This window comes from Acidobacteriota bacterium (assembly GCA_016208495.1).
In the GTDB taxonomy this organism is placed as follows: Bacteria; Acidobacteriota; Blastocatellia; order Chloracidobacteriales; family Chloracidobacteriaceae; genus JACQXX01.
Window position 1 is genome coordinate 63649 of sequence record JACQXX010000064.1, and the last position, 20014, is coordinate 83662.

General features: G+C 52.4%; 17 protein-coding genes. 1 reads left to right on the top strand and 16 read right to left on the bottom strand.

Annotation, left to right across the window (positions count from 1 at the left end; all coding sequences use genetic code 11):
- Positions 1–65 precede the first annotated feature (65 nt).
- The 14 genes from cyoE to HY774_12060 all read right to left on the bottom strand — a co-directional run bounded on the left by cyoE (position 66) and on the right by HY774_12060 (position 16230).
- On the bottom strand, positions 66–998 hold the full coding sequence (cyoE, locus tag HY774_11995) for a protoheme IX farnesyltransferase (protein MBI4749204.1): 933 nt from the start codon (positions 996–998) through the stop codon (positions 66–68).
- 12 nt (positions 999–1010) lie between these two features.
- Entirely contained in the window at positions 1011–1307 is a 297-nt protein-coding gene (locus HY774_12000; protein MBI4749205.1) for a cytochrome C oxidase subunit IV family protein, read from the bottom strand.
- 121 nt (positions 1308–1428) lie between these two features.
- Positions 1429–2028: a cytochrome c oxidase subunit 3 gene (locus tag HY774_12005; GenBank protein MBI4749206.1), complete on the bottom strand. Its 600-nt coding sequence runs from the start codon at positions 2026–2028 to the stop codon at positions 1429–1431.
- Between the two features lie 84 nt (positions 2029–2112).
- Positions 2113–3804 (bottom strand): cbb3-type cytochrome c oxidase subunit I, encoded by a 1692-nt coding sequence (locus HY774_12010; GenBank protein MBI4749207.1) that lies wholly within the window; start codon positions 3802–3804, stop codon positions 2113–2115.
- Positions 3805–3820: 16 nt separating this feature from the next.
- The gene (coxB, locus tag HY774_12015) at positions 3821–4879 is read right to left on the bottom strand and encodes a cytochrome c oxidase subunit II (GenBank protein MBI4749208.1); all 1059 of its coding nucleotides are present in this window, start codon (positions 4877–4879) and stop codon (positions 3821–3823) included.
- 82 nt (positions 4880–4961) lie between these two features.
- Positions 4962–5804 carry an SCO family protein gene (locus HY774_12020; GenBank protein ID MBI4749209.1) on the bottom strand — a complete coding sequence of 281 codons (843 nt, stop codon included), beginning with the start codon at positions 5802–5804 and terminating at the stop codon, positions 4962–4964.
- Positions 5801–6382 (bottom strand): hypothetical protein, encoded by a 582-nt coding sequence (locus HY774_12025; GenBank protein MBI4749210.1) that lies wholly within the window; start codon positions 6380–6382, stop codon positions 5801–5803. The genes HY774_12020 and HY774_12025 overlap by 4 nt, the downstream gene beginning before the upstream one ends.
- On the bottom strand, positions 6369–7550 hold the full coding sequence (locus tag HY774_12030; GenBank protein MBI4749211.1) for a hypothetical protein: 1182 nt from the start codon (positions 7548–7550) through the stop codon (positions 6369–6371). The genes HY774_12025 and HY774_12030 overlap by 14 nt, the downstream gene beginning before the upstream one ends.
- A gap of 2 nt (positions 7551–7552) precedes the next feature.
- A complete protein-coding gene (locus HY774_12035; GenBank protein MBI4749212.1) occupies positions 7553–8227 on the bottom strand; it encodes a cytochrome c in 675 nt (224 codons plus the stop codon).
- Between the two features lie 179 nt (positions 8228–8406).
- Positions 8407–8952 carry a DUF3341 domain-containing protein gene (locus HY774_12040; protein MBI4749213.1) on the bottom strand — a complete coding sequence of 182 codons (546 nt, stop codon included), beginning with the start codon at positions 8950–8952 and terminating at the stop codon, positions 8407–8409.
- The gene (nrfD, locus tag HY774_12045) at positions 8945–10357 is read right to left on the bottom strand and encodes a polysulfide reductase NrfD (protein ID MBI4749214.1); all 1413 of its coding nucleotides are present in this window, start codon (positions 10355–10357) and stop codon (positions 8945–8947) included. The genes HY774_12040 and nrfD overlap by 8 nt, the downstream gene beginning before the upstream one ends.
- Entirely contained in the window at positions 10339–13662 is a 3324-nt protein-coding gene (locus HY774_12050; GenBank protein ID MBI4749215.1) for a TAT-variant-translocated molybdopterin oxidoreductase, read from the bottom strand. The genes nrfD and HY774_12050 overlap by 19 nt, the downstream gene beginning before the upstream one ends.
- A 23-nt stretch (positions 13663–13685) precedes the next feature.
- Complete coding sequence (locus HY774_12055) at positions 13686–14339, bottom strand: cytochrome c3 family protein (protein ID MBI4749216.1); 654 nt, start codon at positions 14337–14339, stop codon at positions 13686–13688.
- A gap of 670 nt (positions 14340–15009) precedes the next feature.
- The gene (locus tag HY774_12060; GenBank protein ID MBI4749217.1) at positions 15010–16230 is read right to left on the bottom strand and encodes a hypothetical protein; all 1221 of its coding nucleotides are present in this window, start codon (positions 16228–16230) and stop codon (positions 15010–15012) included.
- A gap of 80 nt (positions 16231–16310) precedes the next feature.
- Here HY774_12060 and HY774_12065 point away from each other — a divergent pair, with 80 nt between their 5' ends.
- Positions 16311–18803 (top strand): DUF4968 domain-containing protein, encoded by a 2493-nt coding sequence (locus HY774_12065; protein MBI4749218.1) that lies wholly within the window; start codon positions 16311–16313, stop codon positions 18801–18803.
- 126 nt (positions 18804–18929) lie between these two features.
- Here the strand turns inward: HY774_12065 and HY774_12070 are convergent, their stop codons facing one another.
- The gene (locus tag HY774_12070) at positions 18930–19319 is read right to left on the bottom strand and encodes a PqqD family protein (protein MBI4749219.1); all 390 of its coding nucleotides are present in this window, start codon (positions 19317–19319) and stop codon (positions 18930–18932) included.
- Positions 19320–19431: 112 nt separating this feature from the next.
- Positions 19432–20013, bottom strand: a complete 582-nt coding sequence (locus HY774_12075; GenBank protein ID MBI4749220.1) for a TerD family protein — start codon at positions 20011–20013, stop codon at positions 19432–19434.
- Between the last annotated feature and the right edge of the window lies 1 nt (position 20014).

Sequence of the window (20014 nt, forward strand, 5' to 3'; positions counted from 1 at the left end):
CGCCTGTCCAGACGACTCACCGCTCCCGTTCACCCCTGCAATTCCGTTTTTTGATGGTTTTAAGACTATGGGGTCATCTTATCGATGACCATCACACAAAACAAAATCGAAATATAAATGACCGATGCCTTCATCACTCGTCGGGCATCTTGCCCGGTACCGGTCTTATTCAAAATCAGAACACTGCGCAAGAAATACCCCCCTAACACCACGGCAGCGACGGCGTAGAAAATTCCCGTCAGGTGCATCAGGGTTGGTGCCAGCGTCAACGGCAGCAGAATCAGGGTATTCCACAAAATCTGGCGTTTGGTGCGTTTTCCATCGGGCTCAACCACGGGCAGCATTTTAATTGCCGCCCGGCTGTAGTCTTCACGGTACATCCAGGCAATGGCCAGAAAATGCGGATATTGCCAGAAGAACATAATGGCAAATAAGGCCCAGGCTTCCGGTGAGAGTTCTCCAGACGCGGCCACCCAGCCAATTAATGGCGGAACGGCACCTGGAAAAGCCCCAATCAGGGTTGAAATCGTTGATTTGGTCTTGAGGGGAGTATAAATGCCGACATATCCGATGGCGGTCAGGGCGCCAAGCCACGCGGTGAGTTCATTGACCGCAAAATACAAATACCATTCGGCCACGATTGCCAGGGCGAGCCCCACCACCAGGGCTTCAGTTTCAGAGACTTTTCGAGTGGGAAGTGGACGATGGAGGGTGCGTTTCATCAAGCCGTCCAGATTTCGTTCCAGGTATTGATTCAGCGTCGAAATACCAGATGAAAGCAGGGCGACGGCGCACAGGGTGTGCAGCATGAGCACATAATCAACTGGCCCACGCGTACCGAGCAGATACCCGAAGGTGGCAATTAAGACAACTTCAAAAGTAATCCGTGGCTTGGTGAGTTCAAGATAGGCTTTGGCTTTGCGGAGTCCGTAAATCAAGGTGCTGCGTACCGCTGGGAGCTCTTCAGTTGGAATAGTGGGGACAACGGTTTCAATCATTCCACAAAGCCTCTACCTTGGCAAATAGTCCAGGTGGCGCGAGAAGTAGTCAATGAAGGTGAAGAAAAACAAGATTGCCACGAAAAAGAAACTCGACGCTACAAAAACCTTGGTGAGCGTGGTGCTGTATTTGACGTGCATAAAAAACAACACGATCAGGACCATTTTTGTGGTGGCAACCGCCAGGGCAAGCGGGGCATTCCAGGATCCCAGGTCAAAGGTCGCAATCCAGACAGTGATCCCGGTCAAGACCATCAAGGCTCCAAAGACACTCAGATATGTTTTCAGCGGAACGACATGTCCAGCCATATTTTTTCCTCAAATTCAAAGAGTTTAAACACCGGAGGGAAAGCAGGAATGAAAAATGAGGAGCTTATGATTGGTACAATGCACCCTCATCCCTCATCCCTCATCCCTCATCCCTCATTCTTTAATGTCCGCCGCCTTTGTAGTGCAACCCGGTCAAGTATAAAAGCGGGAACAGAAACACCCACACGATGTCAACAAAGTGCCAGTACAACCCGGCCATTTCCACCGGCGTGCTGTACTCCGGTGAAAACGTGTCTTTCCAGGACATGTACAAAATGGTAGCCAAAATTCCCATTCCCACCACCATGTGGAGGGCGTGAATTCCGGTCATACAAAAGTACAGGAAGTGAAAGACCGGCTCAGTGGCGTCAACCCCACCGTTCGGCAACTGGTTGTAGACGAAATTTAATCCCGGCACTTTATGGTGATGATAGTGCTCGGTGTATTCAATCGCCTTAATTCCCATAAAGGCGGCGCCAAGGATCATGGTCAAAACCAGAAATCCCATCAACTTGCCTTTGTGGCCTTCCTGAGCAGCGTGAACAGCCAATGCCATTGTTAAACTGCTGCAAATCAGCACGATGGTATTGGTTAGTCCGAGTTTGATTCCCAGTTCATAGCTGCCAATCACAAATGTGTCGTGGTGGTAGAACCGGAACAAGGAATACGCCAGGAATAATCCCCCAAACAAGAGCACTTCGGTGGCCAGAAACGACCACATCCCCAGTGTGGCTGATTCATGCTGCTGTTCGGCGTCAGCAAAGTGGTGTAAGACAGCAAGTGAATTTGAATGAGTTGACACGGTTTAGTCTCCTGTGGCACCGGTTTCGGATGGCATTCGATATCCAGGCATTGGATCCTGGCCCGGAGCAAGCTGTGGCTCTTCACCCATTGGATGCAATGGATAGTTGTATGCATCTTCGGTCACAACTGGGGTCTCAGCAAAATTGTCCCACGGTGGCGGGGAAGCAACGGTCCATTCCAACCCCTTTGCATTCCACGGGTTGTCCACAACCGGACCGTATTTCAATGACCAGAACAGATAAAACAGCGGCAGAATGTACCCAATCGCCAGAATGGTTGAGCCGGCAGTTGAGAGGACATTCCACACCTGGAATTCCGGAGCGTAGATGTAGTACCGACGGGGCATTCCGAGATATCCCACCACAAACTGTGGGAAGAAGGTCAGGATAAACCCGATAAACACAATCAGGGCGCTCAACCGGCCCCAGCCTTCCGGGTACATTCGGCCAAACATCTTTGGCCACCAGTAATGCAGACCGCCAAAGTAGGCCATCACCGCACCACCGACCATCACAAAATGGAAGTGGGCAATCACAAAGTAGGTGTCGTGCAGATGTTGATCCAACCCCATTGACGCCAGGAACAATCCGGTCAAGCCACCAATGATAAACAGCCCGATAAACCCGATGGCATAGAGCATTGGGGTGTCAAAGGCAATTGAGCCTTTATAGAGGGTCGCCGTCCAGTTAAAAACCTTCACGCCGGATGGAACCGCCACAAAGTAAGTGATAAACGAGAAGACCATTCCAGCATAGACCGACATGGTGGACACAAACATATGGTGTCCCCACACCAGAAAGCCAAAGATCGCGATCATCATGGATGACACGGCAATAAATTTGTACCCAAAGGGTTTTTTGCGCGCAAACGCCGCGATCAATTCGCTCACCACGCCCAGACTCGGCAAAATCATGATATAGACCGCCGGGTGGGAGTAAAACCAGAACATGTGCTGGAACAATACCGGGTCACCGCCCAGGGCCGGATCAAAAATCCCGATCCCGGCAAAGCGTTCGGCGGCCAGCAAGACCATTGAAATGGCCAGGACCGGCGTCGCCAGAATCTGGATCAGGCTGGTGGCATACAGTGCCCACACAAACAATGGCATGCGAAACCAGGTCATTCCCGGCGCCCGCATCTTGTGGGTGGTCACAATAAAATTCAGCCCGGTCAGAATTGACGAAAATCCAAGGACAAAGACCCCGAGCGTCGCCGCAATCACGTTGGTGTTGCTGTATTTGGTGCTATAGGGCGTATAGAGCGTCCACCCCGTGTCCAACCCGCCAACCATGATGATCCACAGGACATAAATCGCCCCGATGATAAAGATGTACCAGCTCAGCAGGTTGATCTTGGGAAAGGCCAGATCCTTGGCCCCGATCATCAACGGCAGCAGAAAGTTTCCGAGCGTCGCCGGAATTGACGGAATCAGGAAGAAAAAGATCATCACCACCCCGTGCATGGTGAAAATCTTGTTGTAGGTATCACCTTTTAAAAACTCTCCGTGGGGCGTGAGCAATTGCAACCGGATCAGGAAGGCAAAGAAACCGCCCAGGAAGAACATCAGGGTGATGGAAACCAGATACAGCAGGCCGATGCGCTTATGGTCGGTCGTGAGCAACCACGACTTCCAGCCAAAGCCTTCATTTAAATAATGTTTTTCAGGAAATTTCACTGTTGCAGCAGGTGTCATAGCGATTCCTCACACCTCATTCCTTCTTTGATGGTTGTGTCTTTGACGACTGGGGGGCTTTGGGAGCTTCAGCGGCACTGGTTGGAGCTTTCGGGGCTGGAACACCCGTGGCAGGGGTCTGATTGGCCTGCCCAGCTTTATATGGCAATGAACCATCCGGATTGCCCCCTGCCGGATAGGGTTGAACCCCAGTTGGGTTCGACACTGGCGGCATCTGGTCAAAACCACTGCCCATGGCCCGAATGTAGGCTACCAGGAGCTGGATTTCCTCTTCAGTGAGCTGCCCCTCATAGCTCGGCATGATATTGGCATACCCGGCGGCAATCTTGGCGTTTGGCTTGTAAATTGACTCACGAATGTAGTTTTCGTCCACGATCACCTGTTCACCGCTTTCAAGCGTGATCGGCTTCCGATAGAGATTGTTCAAATACGGTGCTCGCGCCTGCGCATTGCCGGTGTGGCACGCATTGCAGGCCAGTTTGTTGAACAACTCCTGGCCCCGAATGGCCATGGATCCTTGTGAGTTTGAGATAAGCCATTTTTCATAGTCCTGCGGCTCCATCACGATCACGCTGCCAATCATTCCCGCGTGTTCAGTCCCGCAATATTGGGAACAGAACAAATGAAAGGTGCCCGTTTTGGTGGCTTCAAACCACGTGTAACTCGTCTTTTTCGGCAGCACATCCATGTGGATTCGGAAGGCTGGAACAAAGAAACTGTGAATGACATCTTCCGATGACATCACCAGTCTCACTGGTCGGCCCAATGGAACGTGCAACTGGTTGATTTCACGTTGCCCATCCAGGTGCTGAAACTTCCACATCCATTGTTTCCCAGTGACATACACATCGAGAGTGTTTTTGGGAATGGTTGTGTGTTTAAAGAAGATAATGGCTGACCAGTAAAACATCACCATGAAGACAAAAAACGGCACAATGGTCCATCCCCACTCAGCCCAGGGCGATTCGTGGGTTTCAATGGCCAGTTGCCCTTCATACCGGCGGCGGTATTTTATGGCAAACACCGTGATGCAAATCATGATGGTCAGACCCACACCACCGCACACCGCCAGCATGAAAAAGTAAAAGTAGTCAATTTCGGCGGCAGCCGTTGAGGCCTGTTCTGGGAAAAATGGAGGAAGTAAGAAAGCCACTGACTTAACCTCGCTGTTCTGATGTATTGTGCCCGCGTCGCTCTGATCGAAGCATCATCCCCAGGAAGAGCCCGAGGGCGACGACGGTTACCACTGCACTGATTTTCAAGAGATTCAGTACAACCGGGGTATATTTTCCAGTTCCCGGGTCATAGTGAAAGCAATATGGTGAGGAGGCTGGCACCAATGCTCCGACTCGACCCGCCTGGGCAGTTGAAAGCGCTTGAGTGACAGTTTCGGCTGGGTATTCCATGCCGAAGAAATAGCGTGAAATTTTCCCCTGAGGGGTGGCGATGATGATGCCGCCGGAATGGGCAAACCCTTGTTTTTCTTCATTCCAAAGGTAGCGGAATCCGAGGGACTTCATCAGTGATTGGAGCGAAGGTTGACGTCCCGTCAAAAAATGCCAGCCGGGGTCGCTTCCCGGACGACCATACCGTTTGATGAACCCGCGCCGTTGGCCAGCAGCAGTCGCTGTCGTTTCGCGAGGGTCAATGGTGACCACCAGAACCGTGAACTCCTGGCCGACACCCGGTTTGACGTCGGTCAGGCTCCGAATCAGTCCGTTGAGCACGTTCAGGCTCAAAAACTGGCATTTCAACAAGACCGGAACAATGATGACCGGCTGGGTGGTGAAATACTGGCCGAGTTTGACCGGCAATCCATTTTCGTCAAAGAACTCAAGGTCAAGCGGAAGCTGCTCGCCGTTGTGTTGTTCAAATCCGATCTGTTTGAGGAGTTCAACCGACGCATTTGAAGTCGGCAGTGAACCGGTTGATTGACTGGCAGTGACAGGCAGGGCCCATATGCCCAGAAGTAAGAAAACCCAAATGAAATACTTCTTCATTGATGAGTTGCGGGACTTGAAGGAGTCGCCGAAGGCGTGTTGGGTGCCGGGGCTGAAGGCGTTGCCGGGGCCGGAGTTGCTGGCGCCGCGGCCACGGTTGAAGCCGCGGCGGGAGACCCACTGCCCAGGGCTGGAGCGCCGCTGGTGGCTTTGCGGGAATCATAGCCCTTCTTCAACATTTGAGCCATGGCGTCTTCAATCGGGATTTTGGCGATTTGCTTGTTTTTATCCACCCAGGTATAGCTTTTCAGGTACTGGGCTTCCTCATCCTTCCAGTTCTTGACTTCATTCACATCGGAAATGGGGTTCAACTTCTGGTTGGCCTGAAGCTTCGGCTGGTTATCCCGTTCCAAATACTTCATGTTCGCCTTCTCGGCGTCCGGCAGGTTGGTGACGCTGGTTGTGGTCGGCGCTGGCAGAAAGTGCTTATACCACACATTAAAAACCAGGGGACCAATGATGCCAAAGAACACAAACACCGCCGTCACCTTAATGACGGCCCCAATATTGGTGTCTTTTGGCTCAAAGTTCACTTCCGGATTTTTTTCCACTTTGCCGTGGTGTTCAGTGCTGTGCATGGTGCAATGCCTCCAAATTCGGATCGTACTCGGGCAGGAGTGGTGTTTGCTTCAGATTCCAGATAAACCAAACCATCCAGACTCCCAAAAACCCAGCGCCGGCTGCAAAATCAAACACGTTGAAGTGCCAGTGCCCGTGGTCATAAGACGGCGAGATCAACCACGTGATATCCACCAGCCGCATTACCAGAAGCAATCCAGCCACCCAAATCAACCGGTTGGCATATTTCTTGATGTCTTTCATCAACAACATAAAGAAGGGCAGGAAAAAGTGGAGCACAATCAATCCGGCGGCAATCAGCCCCCAACCACCGTGCATGCGGTGGAGGTACCAGGGAATTTCCTCGCGCAGGTTGCCGGACCAGGTGATCAAAAACTGTGAGAACGAGCAGTAGGCCCAAAACATGGTAAAGGCCAGCATAAAGTTGCCCAGATCATGCACGTGGCGTTTCTTGACCACCTTCGAAAAAGGCTCCGTGCCAAGCAACATCGTGACCACCACCACCGAAGTGGTAAACCCGGCGAGCAGGCTTCCGGCCATCCAGATCACCGGCAGCATGGTTGAATACCAGTGCGGATCAACCGACATAATCCAGTCCGTGGCGGCAAAGGTCATCGTGATGGAGAGCATCACCAGACCCACGCCGCTGAAGTCGTGGATAAACTTCTTGATCCGCATGTCCTTGTATTCATCCTGGCGACGGGCAAACCGGTTGATGGCAAAGGCAAACCCAATCCACAAAATCAGATAGATGAAGCCACGCACTGAAAAGAATGAGACGTTCAGGTACGGTGCTTTGCGTTGCAACACGACATCACCGGTCGTGGCGCCTGGCACCGCCCACGAAAAGATGTGGGTCATACCAGCCAGAATTGGCAAAAACAAAATCAGTAACAGCGGCATGGTCTTGGCCCCGGCTTCAAGAATGCGCCGGATGATCAACCCCCACTGTCCACCGCTCAGATATTGAATAAAGAGGATGGCCAGACAACCAAGCGGGAAACTGGCCACATAGACGAACCCGATCAGGTAGGAACGGAAAAACTGCTCGGGCCCACCCATCGCAAAGGAGGCGAGAAGTCCACCCAACCCAAGAACTGCCAGACCGATTGCAAAGGTCTGCAATTTGTTAAGTGCTGGAGTAGCCTGTGATGCGGCTTGACTCATGATCAGTGACCTCCTCCTGCCTGGTGGCCTCCGGTTGATTGGCCACCCGCGCTCTTAGCATCTGCTTTCTTGTCCAATTCGCTTCGTTTTTCAGCGGGCACTTCGGCCAATGGGACATTCTGGCTGTATTGCAACGCCCGAATGTAGGCCACAATCCGCCACCGGTCACGAACCGGAATCGAGGCGGCATAACTGCCCATCGAGCCAAACCCGTTGCTGATGACCGAATAGTAATACCCCACTGGCTTCTGGCGAACGTCGTCCTGGTGGAAGGAATTCGGTTTGGTCAATCCGCGGCGAACGATCATCCCGTTGCCGTCGCCACGATAGTTGTGGCACATCGAGCAATAGGCTTCAAAGCGCTGCTTCCCTCGATCCAAATCAGCTTTGGTGATTGGAAACGGAAAGTCCTGGGCAAACAAACCATCCGCCATTTTTCCGTCATACAGGTGGCGATCTTCACGCAGGAAATCAGGATCCGCTTTGGTAAAGCTTCGGCCATAGGCGACGGTGCCCGTAACCGGGAGCCGGGATGCCTGGCGGTCTTCAAAGAAATCCGTTTTTTGCAGCGGCTGATACCGGGGTTGAAGGTCCGCCATGTCCTGGCGGCAGCCAACGGCAAACAACGCCAGAAACACCAGGCAACTCGCCTTGAGGACAAGCGTTGAAGAACGCATCTTTGTGGTGGGTGTGAGCCTCTTCATTGCGTCACAAATCCTTTCGTTGATTGAGAGCAAACCGGATGAATTATGAATTATGAATTATGAATTATGAAAAGCTAAGTTCTTGTAAATCACTGAGATTGCTTTACTCATAATTCATAATTCTTCATTCTTCATTCATAAGTTGGCTTTGGCTACGGCTCAACGTCAAATACTTCGCTTGGATTGAGGGCATTCAAAAACTTGCGCGTTTCTGCCAGATCAAATTTCGGATCGGCAGATTCGATGCAGAGGAAAAACTTGTCCTGCGTGGCACGTGAAAACCGCTCAACGTTAAACAATGGGTGGTAAGGCATCGGCAATCCATTGAGCACGAGCATACTGATTGCCCCGGTGAAAGCGGCAAACAACACCGTCAATTCAAAGGTGATCGGAATAAACGACGGCCAGCTATAGTGCGGACGACCACCAATATTGAGCGGATAGTGGTACAGGTTCATAAAAACCTGCATGCCAAACCCGGTCAAGCCTCCCATAATCCCGGCACACAGCGTGATCAAGGGCACCGCGTTTTTGTGAAATCCAATCGCTTCGGCGGCTTCCTCAATCGGATATGGCGAATAAGCGTCAATCTGACGATAGCCGGCGTCATAGGTTTTCTTGGCTGCGTTCACCAACTCGTCCGGGGTGTTGAATTCAGCCAGCAAGCCATACAAAGCTGCCTTCTCTTCCTTATTCATGATGGTGCGACTCCTTCAATTTGGCCTGAGGCAACAGCATTTTCACTTCAAACACGCTGATCATTGGGATCAACCGCATAAAGAGGAAGATCAGGGTTAGGAACAAGCCGATGGTGCCGATATAGAGGCCCCAATCCCAGATCGTTCCCGAAAACATCCCCCACGATGATGGCAGAAAGTCGCGTGTCAAACTCACCACCACGATCACATACCGCTCAAGCCACATACCAATGTTCACAATGATTGCAATCACGAACAACACTGGAACATTGCGCCGGATCTTCTGTGACCACAACAATTGCGGCGTGATCACGTTACACAAAATCAACATCCAATACATGGCCCGGTACGGTCCGAAAATGCGATTTTTCATCATGTACCATTCAAATTCACTCCCGCTGTACCAGGCATAGAAGATTTCGGTCAGATAGGCATAGGCCACGATGGAACCCGTCACCAGCGTGATTTTGGCCATATTTTCCAAATGGCGTGTGGTGATGAAGTCTTCCATTTTGTAGAAGTACCGCATCGGGATCATCAAGGTGAGCACCATGGCAAACCCGGAGTAGACCGCGCCGGCCACAAAGTAGGGCGGGAAGACCGTCGAGTGCCAGCCAGGGATAATGCCGACCGCAAAGTCAAAACTCACGATGGTGTGGACCGAGAGCACCAGCGGCGTCGAGAGGCCAGCCAGAATGGTATAGATCGTTTCATAGCGGGCCCAGTGGCGCGCCGAACCCCGCCACCCAAGGGCAAACATCCCGGTGAGAATCTTGACGTACTGATTTTTAGCCCGGTCTCGAATCGAAGCCAGATCAGGAACAAGACCGATGTACCAGAACAGAAGCGAGACGCTTCCATAGGTTGAGACCGCAAACACGTCCCACATTAACGGGCTTCGAAATTGTGGAAACCAGAGGGCCAGGGTGTTGTGTTGGGGCAGGAGAAAATAAGCCGCGTACCAGGGACGCCCGGTGTGGAGCAGTGGAAACATGGCCGCGCAAGCCACCGCAAAGAGCGTCATGGCTTCGGCAAACCGGTTGATCGAGGTTCGCCATTGCTGTTTGAAGAGCAGCAAAATGGCCGAAATCAACGTTCCGGCGTGGCCGATACCGATCCACCACACAAAGTTGACGATGTCAAAGCCCCAGCCGATGGGTACGTTGATCCCCCAGATACCAACCCCCCGGTAGATCAACCAGGCCACTGAGACCATCAGAAGCTGGAGAATCGAAAACGCAATAAAGAATCCAAAAATCCACCCTTTCGGGGTCTTTTCTGGTGGGGTGAGCACAACGCCGGTGATGGCTCCGGTGACAGATTCGAAAGTATGCCCCGGTTCGACGACGACAATCTCACCCTTTTCATCATATGTGTATTGCTTGTCTAACTCGGCAACAGCCATGTCTTCGACTCCTCAGATAATGAATTGTGTTCCCATTCTGGTTTGTCAGCCGTCTTCGGAATGTCTTTGTTGACATTGCGAACCGTGGCCAGGTAGGAAGTTCGTGGTCTGACGTTGATTTCAGCCAGTAAGTCGTAGTTGGTCGGTTCTTCCTTCAACTTGGAGACCTTGCTGTGTGGATCGTTGATGTTTCCAAACACAATCGCCTCCGCCGGGCAGGCGCCCTGGCAGGCAGTAACGATTTCGCCATCCTCAACCGGCGTTCCACGTTTTTCGGCTTCGATCCGGGCCGCGTTGACACGCTGGACACAGAACGTGCACTTTTCCATCACCCCGCGGCTCCGGACCGTCACGTTCGGGTTGCGTCCCAACTTGAGCACCGGGGTGTCATAATCGGAGTAGGCCAGGAAGTTGAATCGTCGGACTTTGTACGGGCAGTTATTGGAGCAGTATTTGGTACCGACGCACCGGTTATAGGTCATTTCGTTAATACCTTCGGTGCTATGGCTGGTCGCTTCAACCGGGCAAACGACTTCGCAGGGTGCGTTTTCACAATGCTGGCACATCACTGGTTGGACGTAAATATCTGGATCATCAGGGCTTCCAGTATGGTACTGGTCAATGCGCATCCAGTGCATTTCACGACCACGCAGGACTTCCAGTTTTCCGACCACCGGGATGTTGTTTTCCGCAGTACAGGCCACGACACAGGCGTTACAGCCAGTGCAGGCGCTGGTATCAACTGACATGCCCCACTGGTATCCTTTCGGATCATCAATGTGATCGGAAGGCGTGAAAACCGTCATCGGTTCCTTTTTCTTGTTCTCTTCTTCAATTTCCAAATCAACTTTTTCTTTGACAAAGGATGGCTTTTCAGCATTTTTGCCGTCGAGCAGTTTCTGGAATTCTTCAAGCGTTCCAATTCGAATCAGTTCGCGATCTTCCATCCGGAAGTGAAGCTGGGTCGAAGCCAGATGGTGGGTATCGCCAGTCGGGTTGAGCGACAGGCCGTCGCCACCCCAGAGCGACGTGGTCGAGCGCAGGGCAAAGACGTTGAATCCAATGTCATTCCCGACCTGACCGGCTCGTGAACGACCATACCCGAGGTGCAGGGTGACCGAGTCTTCAGCGTGTCCAGGAACAACCCAGACTGGTGCGGTGGCAATCTTGCGACCGCCAAAACTGATTTCAACCAGATCCTCGCTCTTGAGATTCTTTTGGGCTGCCGTCTTCGGGCTCAGGTGAACGGCATTTTCCCAGGTCACTTTGGTAATTGGTTTGGGCGTTTCCTGCAGCCAGCCATTGTTGGCAAAACGTCCATCAAACGCACCTGGGTCTGGGGCAAAATGAACTTCAAGTGATTTGCTGGTTGGGGCGGCCATTCCGGCCACCGCCGTTGCCACGGCATCAAGTTGGGCGGTGACTGTCTTTTCCGGCTGCATTACATAGGGTTTTTCAGTCGCGGCCTTGTCGGCTGGTTTGGCACTGCTGGCTTCAGCCGGTTTCGGTTCCGTCGGTTTTGGCTCAGCCGGTTTTGTCGCTGCCGCAACACCGGCGGCGGTACCAGCAGCGGGTGACGGAGTTGAAGCTGGCGCCGGGGCGGCTGCCGGAGCCTGGGCCGCACCCTTTCCAGCTAAAAATCCATGATGAAGCGCCCGTCGCCAGGCGGTTTCAAACCCTTCACCGCTCAACTGAAGTTGCTTCATCCAGAATTCGCGGACGACGCTATAGCTTGACTGGTTAAACTGGTCCAGAAACGCCACCAGCAGTTCATGGGCGGATTTGGATTCCTTGTAAATTGGCTCAATCAATGGCTGGACAATTGACACCGTGCCGTCAAAAGCACAGGCATCGCTCCAGGTTTCCAGGAAGTGGCTCTGCGGAATGTGCCAGTGGCAGTTGACTGAGGTTTCGTCATAGTGCGAACTCAGGTGCACCGCCGTTTTGGCTTTTTTGACCTTGTCGCCAAATTGCAGGTCGGCTGGCGCGGTGTAGGCCGGGTTGCCACCCAAAATAATGAGCAATTCGACCTGTCCGGCATCGAGTTCCTGCACCAGTTGCTTGAGCGATTCAGCCTGCTTTTGCGGTGATGGCTGGTTTGGCAGCGTGGCTTCCAGCGGCTCGGTAAACGTCACCGTTTTGCCGTTGTTTTCCAGCGACTGATTGATGGCGTGGGCCAGGGCATGCACGGCTGGGGGCTGGTTGTCGCCCGCCAGAACCACACTCTTGCCTTTGTTTTTCTTGAGGTCTTCGATCAGGGCCGTAATCCATTTGTCATTGGCACCGCCCGCTGGGGCATCTTTGACCGGAACCCCAACCCCCGCCGCGATACGTTTGGCCAGTCCCAGGATTTCGCTTGGTTTGGCCGCCATCCGGTGGTCAGCCACGGTTCCCGTGACGCTCGGCATTGTTTCCGCAACATAGAGCCGCGACATTTCTTTTTGATCTTTGCGAACCCGGTGACGCTTCGAAAAATCCTTTGTATAGCGCACGGCACCAGGTCCATCGCCCAGGAAGTTGGCATCGAGCGAAACGACCACGTCTGCTTTGTCAAAGTGGTACACCGGATGGGCATAACTGCCGAAAGCCAGCCGCGTTCCTTCATGGTAATTGTCGCGGTTGACAGCATCATATTGATACCATTTGGCTTGCGGGTAGGTTTCGAGGAAGGTCTTGAACTGGGCGGTGAGTGTTGGCGAGGTCACCGTTTCAGACAGGAAGCGGATCCCGGCCCCTTGTTTGGCTTTGCTGGCTGGCAAAAACTCGCGCACATCCCTGAGAAACACATCAAATGGTCGTGGCTGGCCATAATAGAGGACGTTTTTGGAGCGGTCAGGATCATACAAATCCAAGACCGACGCCTGGGCATAGGCACTGGTCGCCCCAAGGCTGGCCGGATGATCCGGATTGCCCTCAACCTTGGTTGGCCGGCCCATGTGGGTTTCAACCAGAATCCCGGAAGCAAACCCGCCAAGCACCATCGAAGTCGCGTAGTAGAGCGGTTTCCCAGGCAGGATTTCCTCTGGGGCGCGGACATAGGGCACGATCTTATCTGTTGGCGCCGCAATCGGATTGCACGCCGTCAACCCACCCAGGGCAAACGACGCCCCCATCACTTGCAGGAAGCGGCGGCGGTCAATCGCATCGCCCAACAGCGATGCCTGACGCGGGTATTGATTGCGGATCAGCTCAAGAAATTCTTCGCTTTCGGTGAGTTCTTCAATGCTTCTCCAGAACTGGCGGCCTTGCTTCGAATTCAATTCTTCGCGAATCGAGGACAGGGTCTGTTTCTCTTTGGTAGGCATAGTGTTTTCGGTTCCCACATTCCTTATCGGTGGCACGTTGAGCAACTCGTCAGCATGCGTGCGCTGCGAATCTTGTACTCCTTCATCAACTTCGGACCTTCTGCCGGGTCGGTGCGCTGGTACTCAAAGTTGTATATCTGGTCGCGCGGACGAAGGTTTGGCTCAGGGTTTTTATGGCAGCTAATACACCACTCCATCGTCATTGGCTGGGCTTTGAAGGCAAGCTGCATCTGGTCAATCCGACCATGGCACGACACACAGCCAATCCCTTTATTGACGTGAATGCTGTGATTGAAATAGGCGAAATCAGCCAGATTGTGAACCCGATTCCATTCCAGTGCCTGATTGTCTTTATAGCTGGCGCGGACCGGTTGCAGGATCGGCGCCGTGTACCAGACCTGGGAGTGACAGTTCATGCAGGTTGCCGTCGGCGGCACATTGGCAAACGAGGAATCTTCCACTGATGTGTGGCAATAGAGGCAGTGAATGCCGAGCCCGGAATAGTGGTGTTTATGGCTGAACTGAACTGGTTGCGGTTGGGCGATCTCCTGGTTGGTCACCAGCGGAGACCGGATGGCCAAATCCAGTGTCAGCAGCAAGGTGGCCGCCAGCAATGCGCCCCCGACGATACTAATCTTTGCCACCGAGTTCATACTGCGGTGAAAGACCTGTGACATAAAATCCCTCTCATTCCAATCGAGCTTGCATCTGCGCGATAGTCAACTCACAAGACGCACATCCACTTACAGCAAGGTAAGGGACAGCGTCAAAGCTGACCAGTGACACAAGAAGCAAAACTCGGAACTAAGATATCTAGCCTTGGCAGTTCCTGGCGTGATTTCCGCCGTGAGCAGTTGGTGCTGAGAAAAGCGCGTAGTGTTTTGAATACAGAGCAAGGAAGGCGCTTTTATACAATTTTTCAATCAGAGTCAACCCGCACCGCGGCTCACCGTCGAAAAAATTTAAGTGATTCGGTCAGAATGGCACGTAAGCGGTCAGGTGCTCCGGGCAGGTTGTCGAGCCAGCTACCAGGAGGCAGAAGTCAGCCTGACGCTCAAGTTAAATTGGGGACCTGTAGAAAGTGTAGAGAAGACATTGGGCAGTGAACTTCTGCGGATGCGGCGCATTGTGCCACAGGTTTGGTGACTTGAAAAGTGTTGACTTTGCCACAAATTGGGAGTTTGGAGGGTCAATAACTATAAAACTTGCAGCATAAGCAGCAATCGAAACCCAGCGTAACCTTTTGAAAAAAAAGCAGATTTTTTGATCACACCTGGTCTTCGCAGATGCGAGAAAAAAAGTAATTGCGACGCTGAAAATACCTTGTATTATCAGACTGAAAATCGCTCATTGCCCCAGGATTTCCAGCGCTCGCGCCACATCCTGGTCATTATTTTGACGCACCGCGTTGACGCTTAACTCGATGACTTCATCCGGTTTGACCCCGTGACCTTCTAACCGAACGTTGCGTACGGTCAGAAAATCCCGGATGCTGTATTGCAACTCACCCCCATCGGGAAGATCTTTTTTGATCGAGGCCAGAACCGCCCCGGCACTTGGCCGACCGACCACTTTTCCCCGCCCGGTTTCCTGTACCGCCGCCGCTAAAATTTCCGACCCACTCGCGCTGTATTTATCAATCAACACCACCACTGGCTTGCTCCAGGCTCGCTTTCCCTTGCCTGAAATTCGGAAAATTTTTTCTTTTCCGCTCCGCTCGATAAATTCACCCACGACAACATCTTCAAGGGAAAGCACCTCCAGACACTGACGCACGGTCGAAACCAGCCCGCCCAGGTTGCGGCGCAGATCCAGAATTAACCCGCTCGCCATTTCATGTTGCGCCAGCACGGCTTGAAACCACTTGCCCGTGTTTTCCTCAAACCGATCAAACCGGACATAGAGCACATTCTTGTCCAGCAAGCGGGCCGTTTGGATGGGTGTTGTCGCCAAATAGGTGACATTCAATGAGATATCGCGTGGGCTATCAGTCTGGTCCAGAAATTTGAATCGCAGCGTCTCCCCAACATCGCCTGAAAACCCATCCAGTTTTTCCACCGGGACATCGTTGACCGAGGTCAAAATCCACCCCGGCTGGATCCCGGCTTCCGAAGCCGATGACGGAACTTTCACTTCGGTTACCAGGACCTGCTGGTCAATGCGTCGAAATTCAGCCCCGATATTTGGAAACGCCCGCCGCTTTAACAATTGCGCCACTTCAGGGGATTTGACCGAAACGTGGTTATCTTTGAGTTCAGCCACCATTTCGCGCAGGAGTTCATATAGCTCTTTTTCAGTGGCTGCCGCCGCGACGCGTGGCTGGAATCGCTCGCGTGATTTCACCCAATCAACACCGTTGAATTTGTCGTCATAGTATCCCTTGTTGATGGTTGACCAGACCACCTCAAACACCTTGAGGTTGTTTTTAGCGGTAACCGGTTTACTGGCAACTTCGGTCATCGCCGAACCAGTCGGCGACTGGGCCAATACCTGCCACGGATGACTCAGAAAAGCTGTTATTCCAACAACTAAAATCAGAACCAGGTTCAAAAAGTATTTTGCTCTCATGCCGGATCTTCCATCCTGATCAAAAGGTTTTGTGGTAGGCTGTCTGAAATTTCCCCACATTTCACAACAAGGAATTGACTATGGTGTTGCCTCAACAACTCAAGGTTGAGCCAGGAGTCTCCTGGTTAAAAATCGTGTTTGGTGTTGTATTTGGTTTGGTGATCGCTTCCCAGACAGTAGCAGCGGCGGTACAGCCGGTGGGCGATGTTACCACACTTCTCCGCGAGAAAAACGGTGTTGTGTGCCAGCTTTCAAGCCGGGTGAAAGCTGAAGTCCGTTTTGTGACAGCAGACGTGGTTCGAGTGCGGGTCATTCCTCCAGGTATCATCGAAGAAGACTGGTCCTATGCTGTCAATCACAGTGACCAACCGCCGCCAGCCATTACAGTGGCCGAAACCGGAACCACCATCAAACTCGCGGCTCCGGGCGGCGCCACCGTGATGATTGAGCGAAAAGGTTTTCTCCTGACGGTTCTGGATGCGGCTGGAAAATCTGTGGTGACCGATGATCCGGCTCGCCCCACGGCCTTTGACAGCCAGACAGGCGAGATCGAAACGTCCAAACAACGCACACCAACTGAACTCTACTATGGGTTTGGTGAAAAAGCGTTGCCGCTCTCACGCCATGATCAATTTTTGGTGATGTGGAATACCGACACCTATGGCTATCCGGTCGGCACCGATCCGATTTACCAGACCATTCCCTTTTTTATCGCCCTGTCCAATGCCCGCGCCTATGGTGTGTTTGTGGACAATACCTACCGCAGCTTTTTTGATATGGGCAAGACCAACCCAAACCGGTACACATTTGGCGTGGCGGGCGGGATCCTCAATTATTATGTGTTTACCGGCGGAGAAACACGTTCCCCTGAAAAAATTGTGGCGGCATATGCCGCGATGACCGGTCGTGGCTCATTGCCGCCGCTCTGGGCACTCGGGTTTCAACAATCACGCTGGTCATACCATCCAGAAGCCCGCGTCCGTGAAATTGCCGACAATTTTCGCCGTCGAAAAATTCCAGCCGATACGATTTACCTGGATATTGATTACATGGACGGCTTTCGGGTGTTTACCTGGGATAAAAAACGGTTTCCCGACCCGAAAAAACTCATTTCCGATCTGCGCCAGGATGGATTCCGGACCGTGGTGATTATTGATCCAGGAATCAAAGTTGATGACAAATATGGGGTATACCAGAGCGGTCAGGCAGGGAATCACTTTGTGAAAACGGCTGATGGCAAAGAGTTTCAGGCGACAGTCTGGCCCGGGACCTGTGCCTTTCCGGATTTTACCAACCCACAGGCGCGGGCCTGGTTCGGGTCACACTATGCCGGAAACCTGGACGACGGGATCAGCGGCTTTTGGAATGATATGAACGAGCCGGCAACCTTTCTTCCCTGGGATCTCAAAGAACCAAACACGCTCCATCATCCACTGAAAACGTTTCCGTTGACCAATCGCCATGCCGGAGACGGTCATCCCGGCGACCATGCCCGCTACCACAACGTCTATGGCATGCAAATGGCCCGCGCCACGTTTGAAGGTTTGCGTAACCTGCGGCCCAACCTGCGGCCATTTGTGTTGACCCGTGCCGGGTATGCCGGAATTCAACGCTATTCGGCCATCTGGACCGGCGATAACGTGGCCAGTTGGGATCACCTGGCGCTTTCGATTCCGATGTTGACGAATTTAAGTATTTCCGGAGTGTCACTGGTCGGGGCCGATGTCGGTGGTTTTTCCGGAAATCCTTCGGCAGAACTCAACACCCGCTGGATGCAGGCCGCCGCCTTGACACCAATGTATCGCTCACACACCGAAGCTGGTTCCAACGATCAGGAACCCTGGGCCTTTGGACCGGAATTTGAAAAAATCAACCGCCAGGCGATTGAACTCCGCTATCAACTGCTCCCTTATCTCTATTCCCAGTTCCACAATCACGAACAAACCGGCCAGCCCGTCATGCGTCCGCTCTGGTATCAGTTCCCACACGATCAAAACACCTATTTGATTGACGATCAATATCTTATCGGCTCAGACCTGCTGGTGGCGCCGGTGGTCAAACAGGGTGCGACCAAACGCCGGGTGTATTTTCCAGCCGGAACAGACTGGATTGACTGGTGGACTGGAATCCGGATGACGGGCGGAAACTGGGTGGAAGTCGAAGCTCCGATTGAGCGATTGCCGCTTTTTGTCCGGGCAGGTGCTGTGTTGCCAACTCAGCCCATTGTCCAAAACACAGGCGAAATGGCCAACCAGCCATTGTTTTTGACAATTGCGGCTGGAAACAATCAGCAAGGCGAATTTTTTGAAGATGCCGGGGAAGGATACGGGTATCGGCAGGGTGAATTCCGGCTGGTGAAAACCGTCGGAACCACAACGGAACTCAAATTCCAAAGCAGCGGTAAATTTGCTGGTCGGGCAATTCAAAAGATTGAACTGATTGGACTTGAACAACCACCGAAAGCAGTTTTGGTAAATGGAAAAGAGTCGTCAACCGTTGAATTTGATGCCGCCCGAAAGCGACTGGTGCTGACGGTTTCAGCGTTGCCGGAAACAGTGACCTTGCGAAAGTAGGGTTCCATAGCATTTTAGAAAATGTTTTGAGTTCAGAGTAACGCCTTCAGGCGTGAGATATGACCAGTGGGATGGAAGAAAAAACCTCTCGTCTAAAGACGATACTCTGAACCTTTTTCTAAAAGGCTATATTAGGTGGTTGGCATGTCGCGTGAGCGTCGGAGCGACAAACGGCAGGTGCTCAACGGTGATTGGCCGGGGCGTCACGCCCTGGATAAATCCGATGGAAGTTTCCATCGCTGAAATTTCGATCAGGTTTTCTTCAATCAGGAGTTCCAGGAACGACACAATGGCCACTTCGATATCAGCTTCAGGAACGGCAAAATAGCGCGTCGTCATGCCTTCGAAAATGGCTGCCACCGATGCCTGTTTTTTCACCAGTCGCCAGATGTCAGTACCTGATGCATTTAAACTGTAGTACTGGCCGGTTTCCAAATTGATCAAAACTGTTTCATCAGCAAAAGGCTCCTGGATCAATTTGGCTTCATCAACCCAAAACGAAGTCGTCAAATGCATGCGAATCCTCTCAGAATCAATACCCAAAGCGGTGACAAGTCCCCGCACTCCAAATGAAAGAGCCAGGTGAAACACCTGGCTCTCAAGGAATACCTGTCAAGGCTCAATGGGCTTACACGTAGGGCATCATCACCGGCAACAGCTCCTGGAACGTCCGACCAGTGCCATTTTCACCGATGGCGTGCATTTTCCATTCGTTGTTGTGGCGATAGAGCTTGGCCATAATCTGGGCCGTGTGATTGCCATTGCAGCTCAAATTGTACTTTGCGATTTCGCGATTGCTGCTTTGATCTACGAGGCGGCAAAACGCATTTTCAATTTCGCTGAAGGATTGTCCGGTAAAACTGTTGACGACAAACATGATGGTTTGCACATAGTCAGGGACGCGCGGCAGGTCCACGATAATCTGTTCGTCATCGCCTTCGCCCTGTCCCGTGCGGTTATCACCGGTGTGCTGGATGCTGCCGTCCCGGCTGCGCAACTGGCGGAACCAGACAACATCCACCACCTGCTTATTCTGGTCAAACAACAAACACGAGGCATCGAGGTCAATTTCCTGTTCCTTGGCCCCAAAACCAAAGAAGCCGCCTTTTTTCTTGGCATCCCACCCAAGCCCCATCACGACTTTCGTGAGCGTGGCACCGCCTTCTTTGGCCAAAGAGATTTTCTGTCCTTTTTGTAAACTAATGGACATG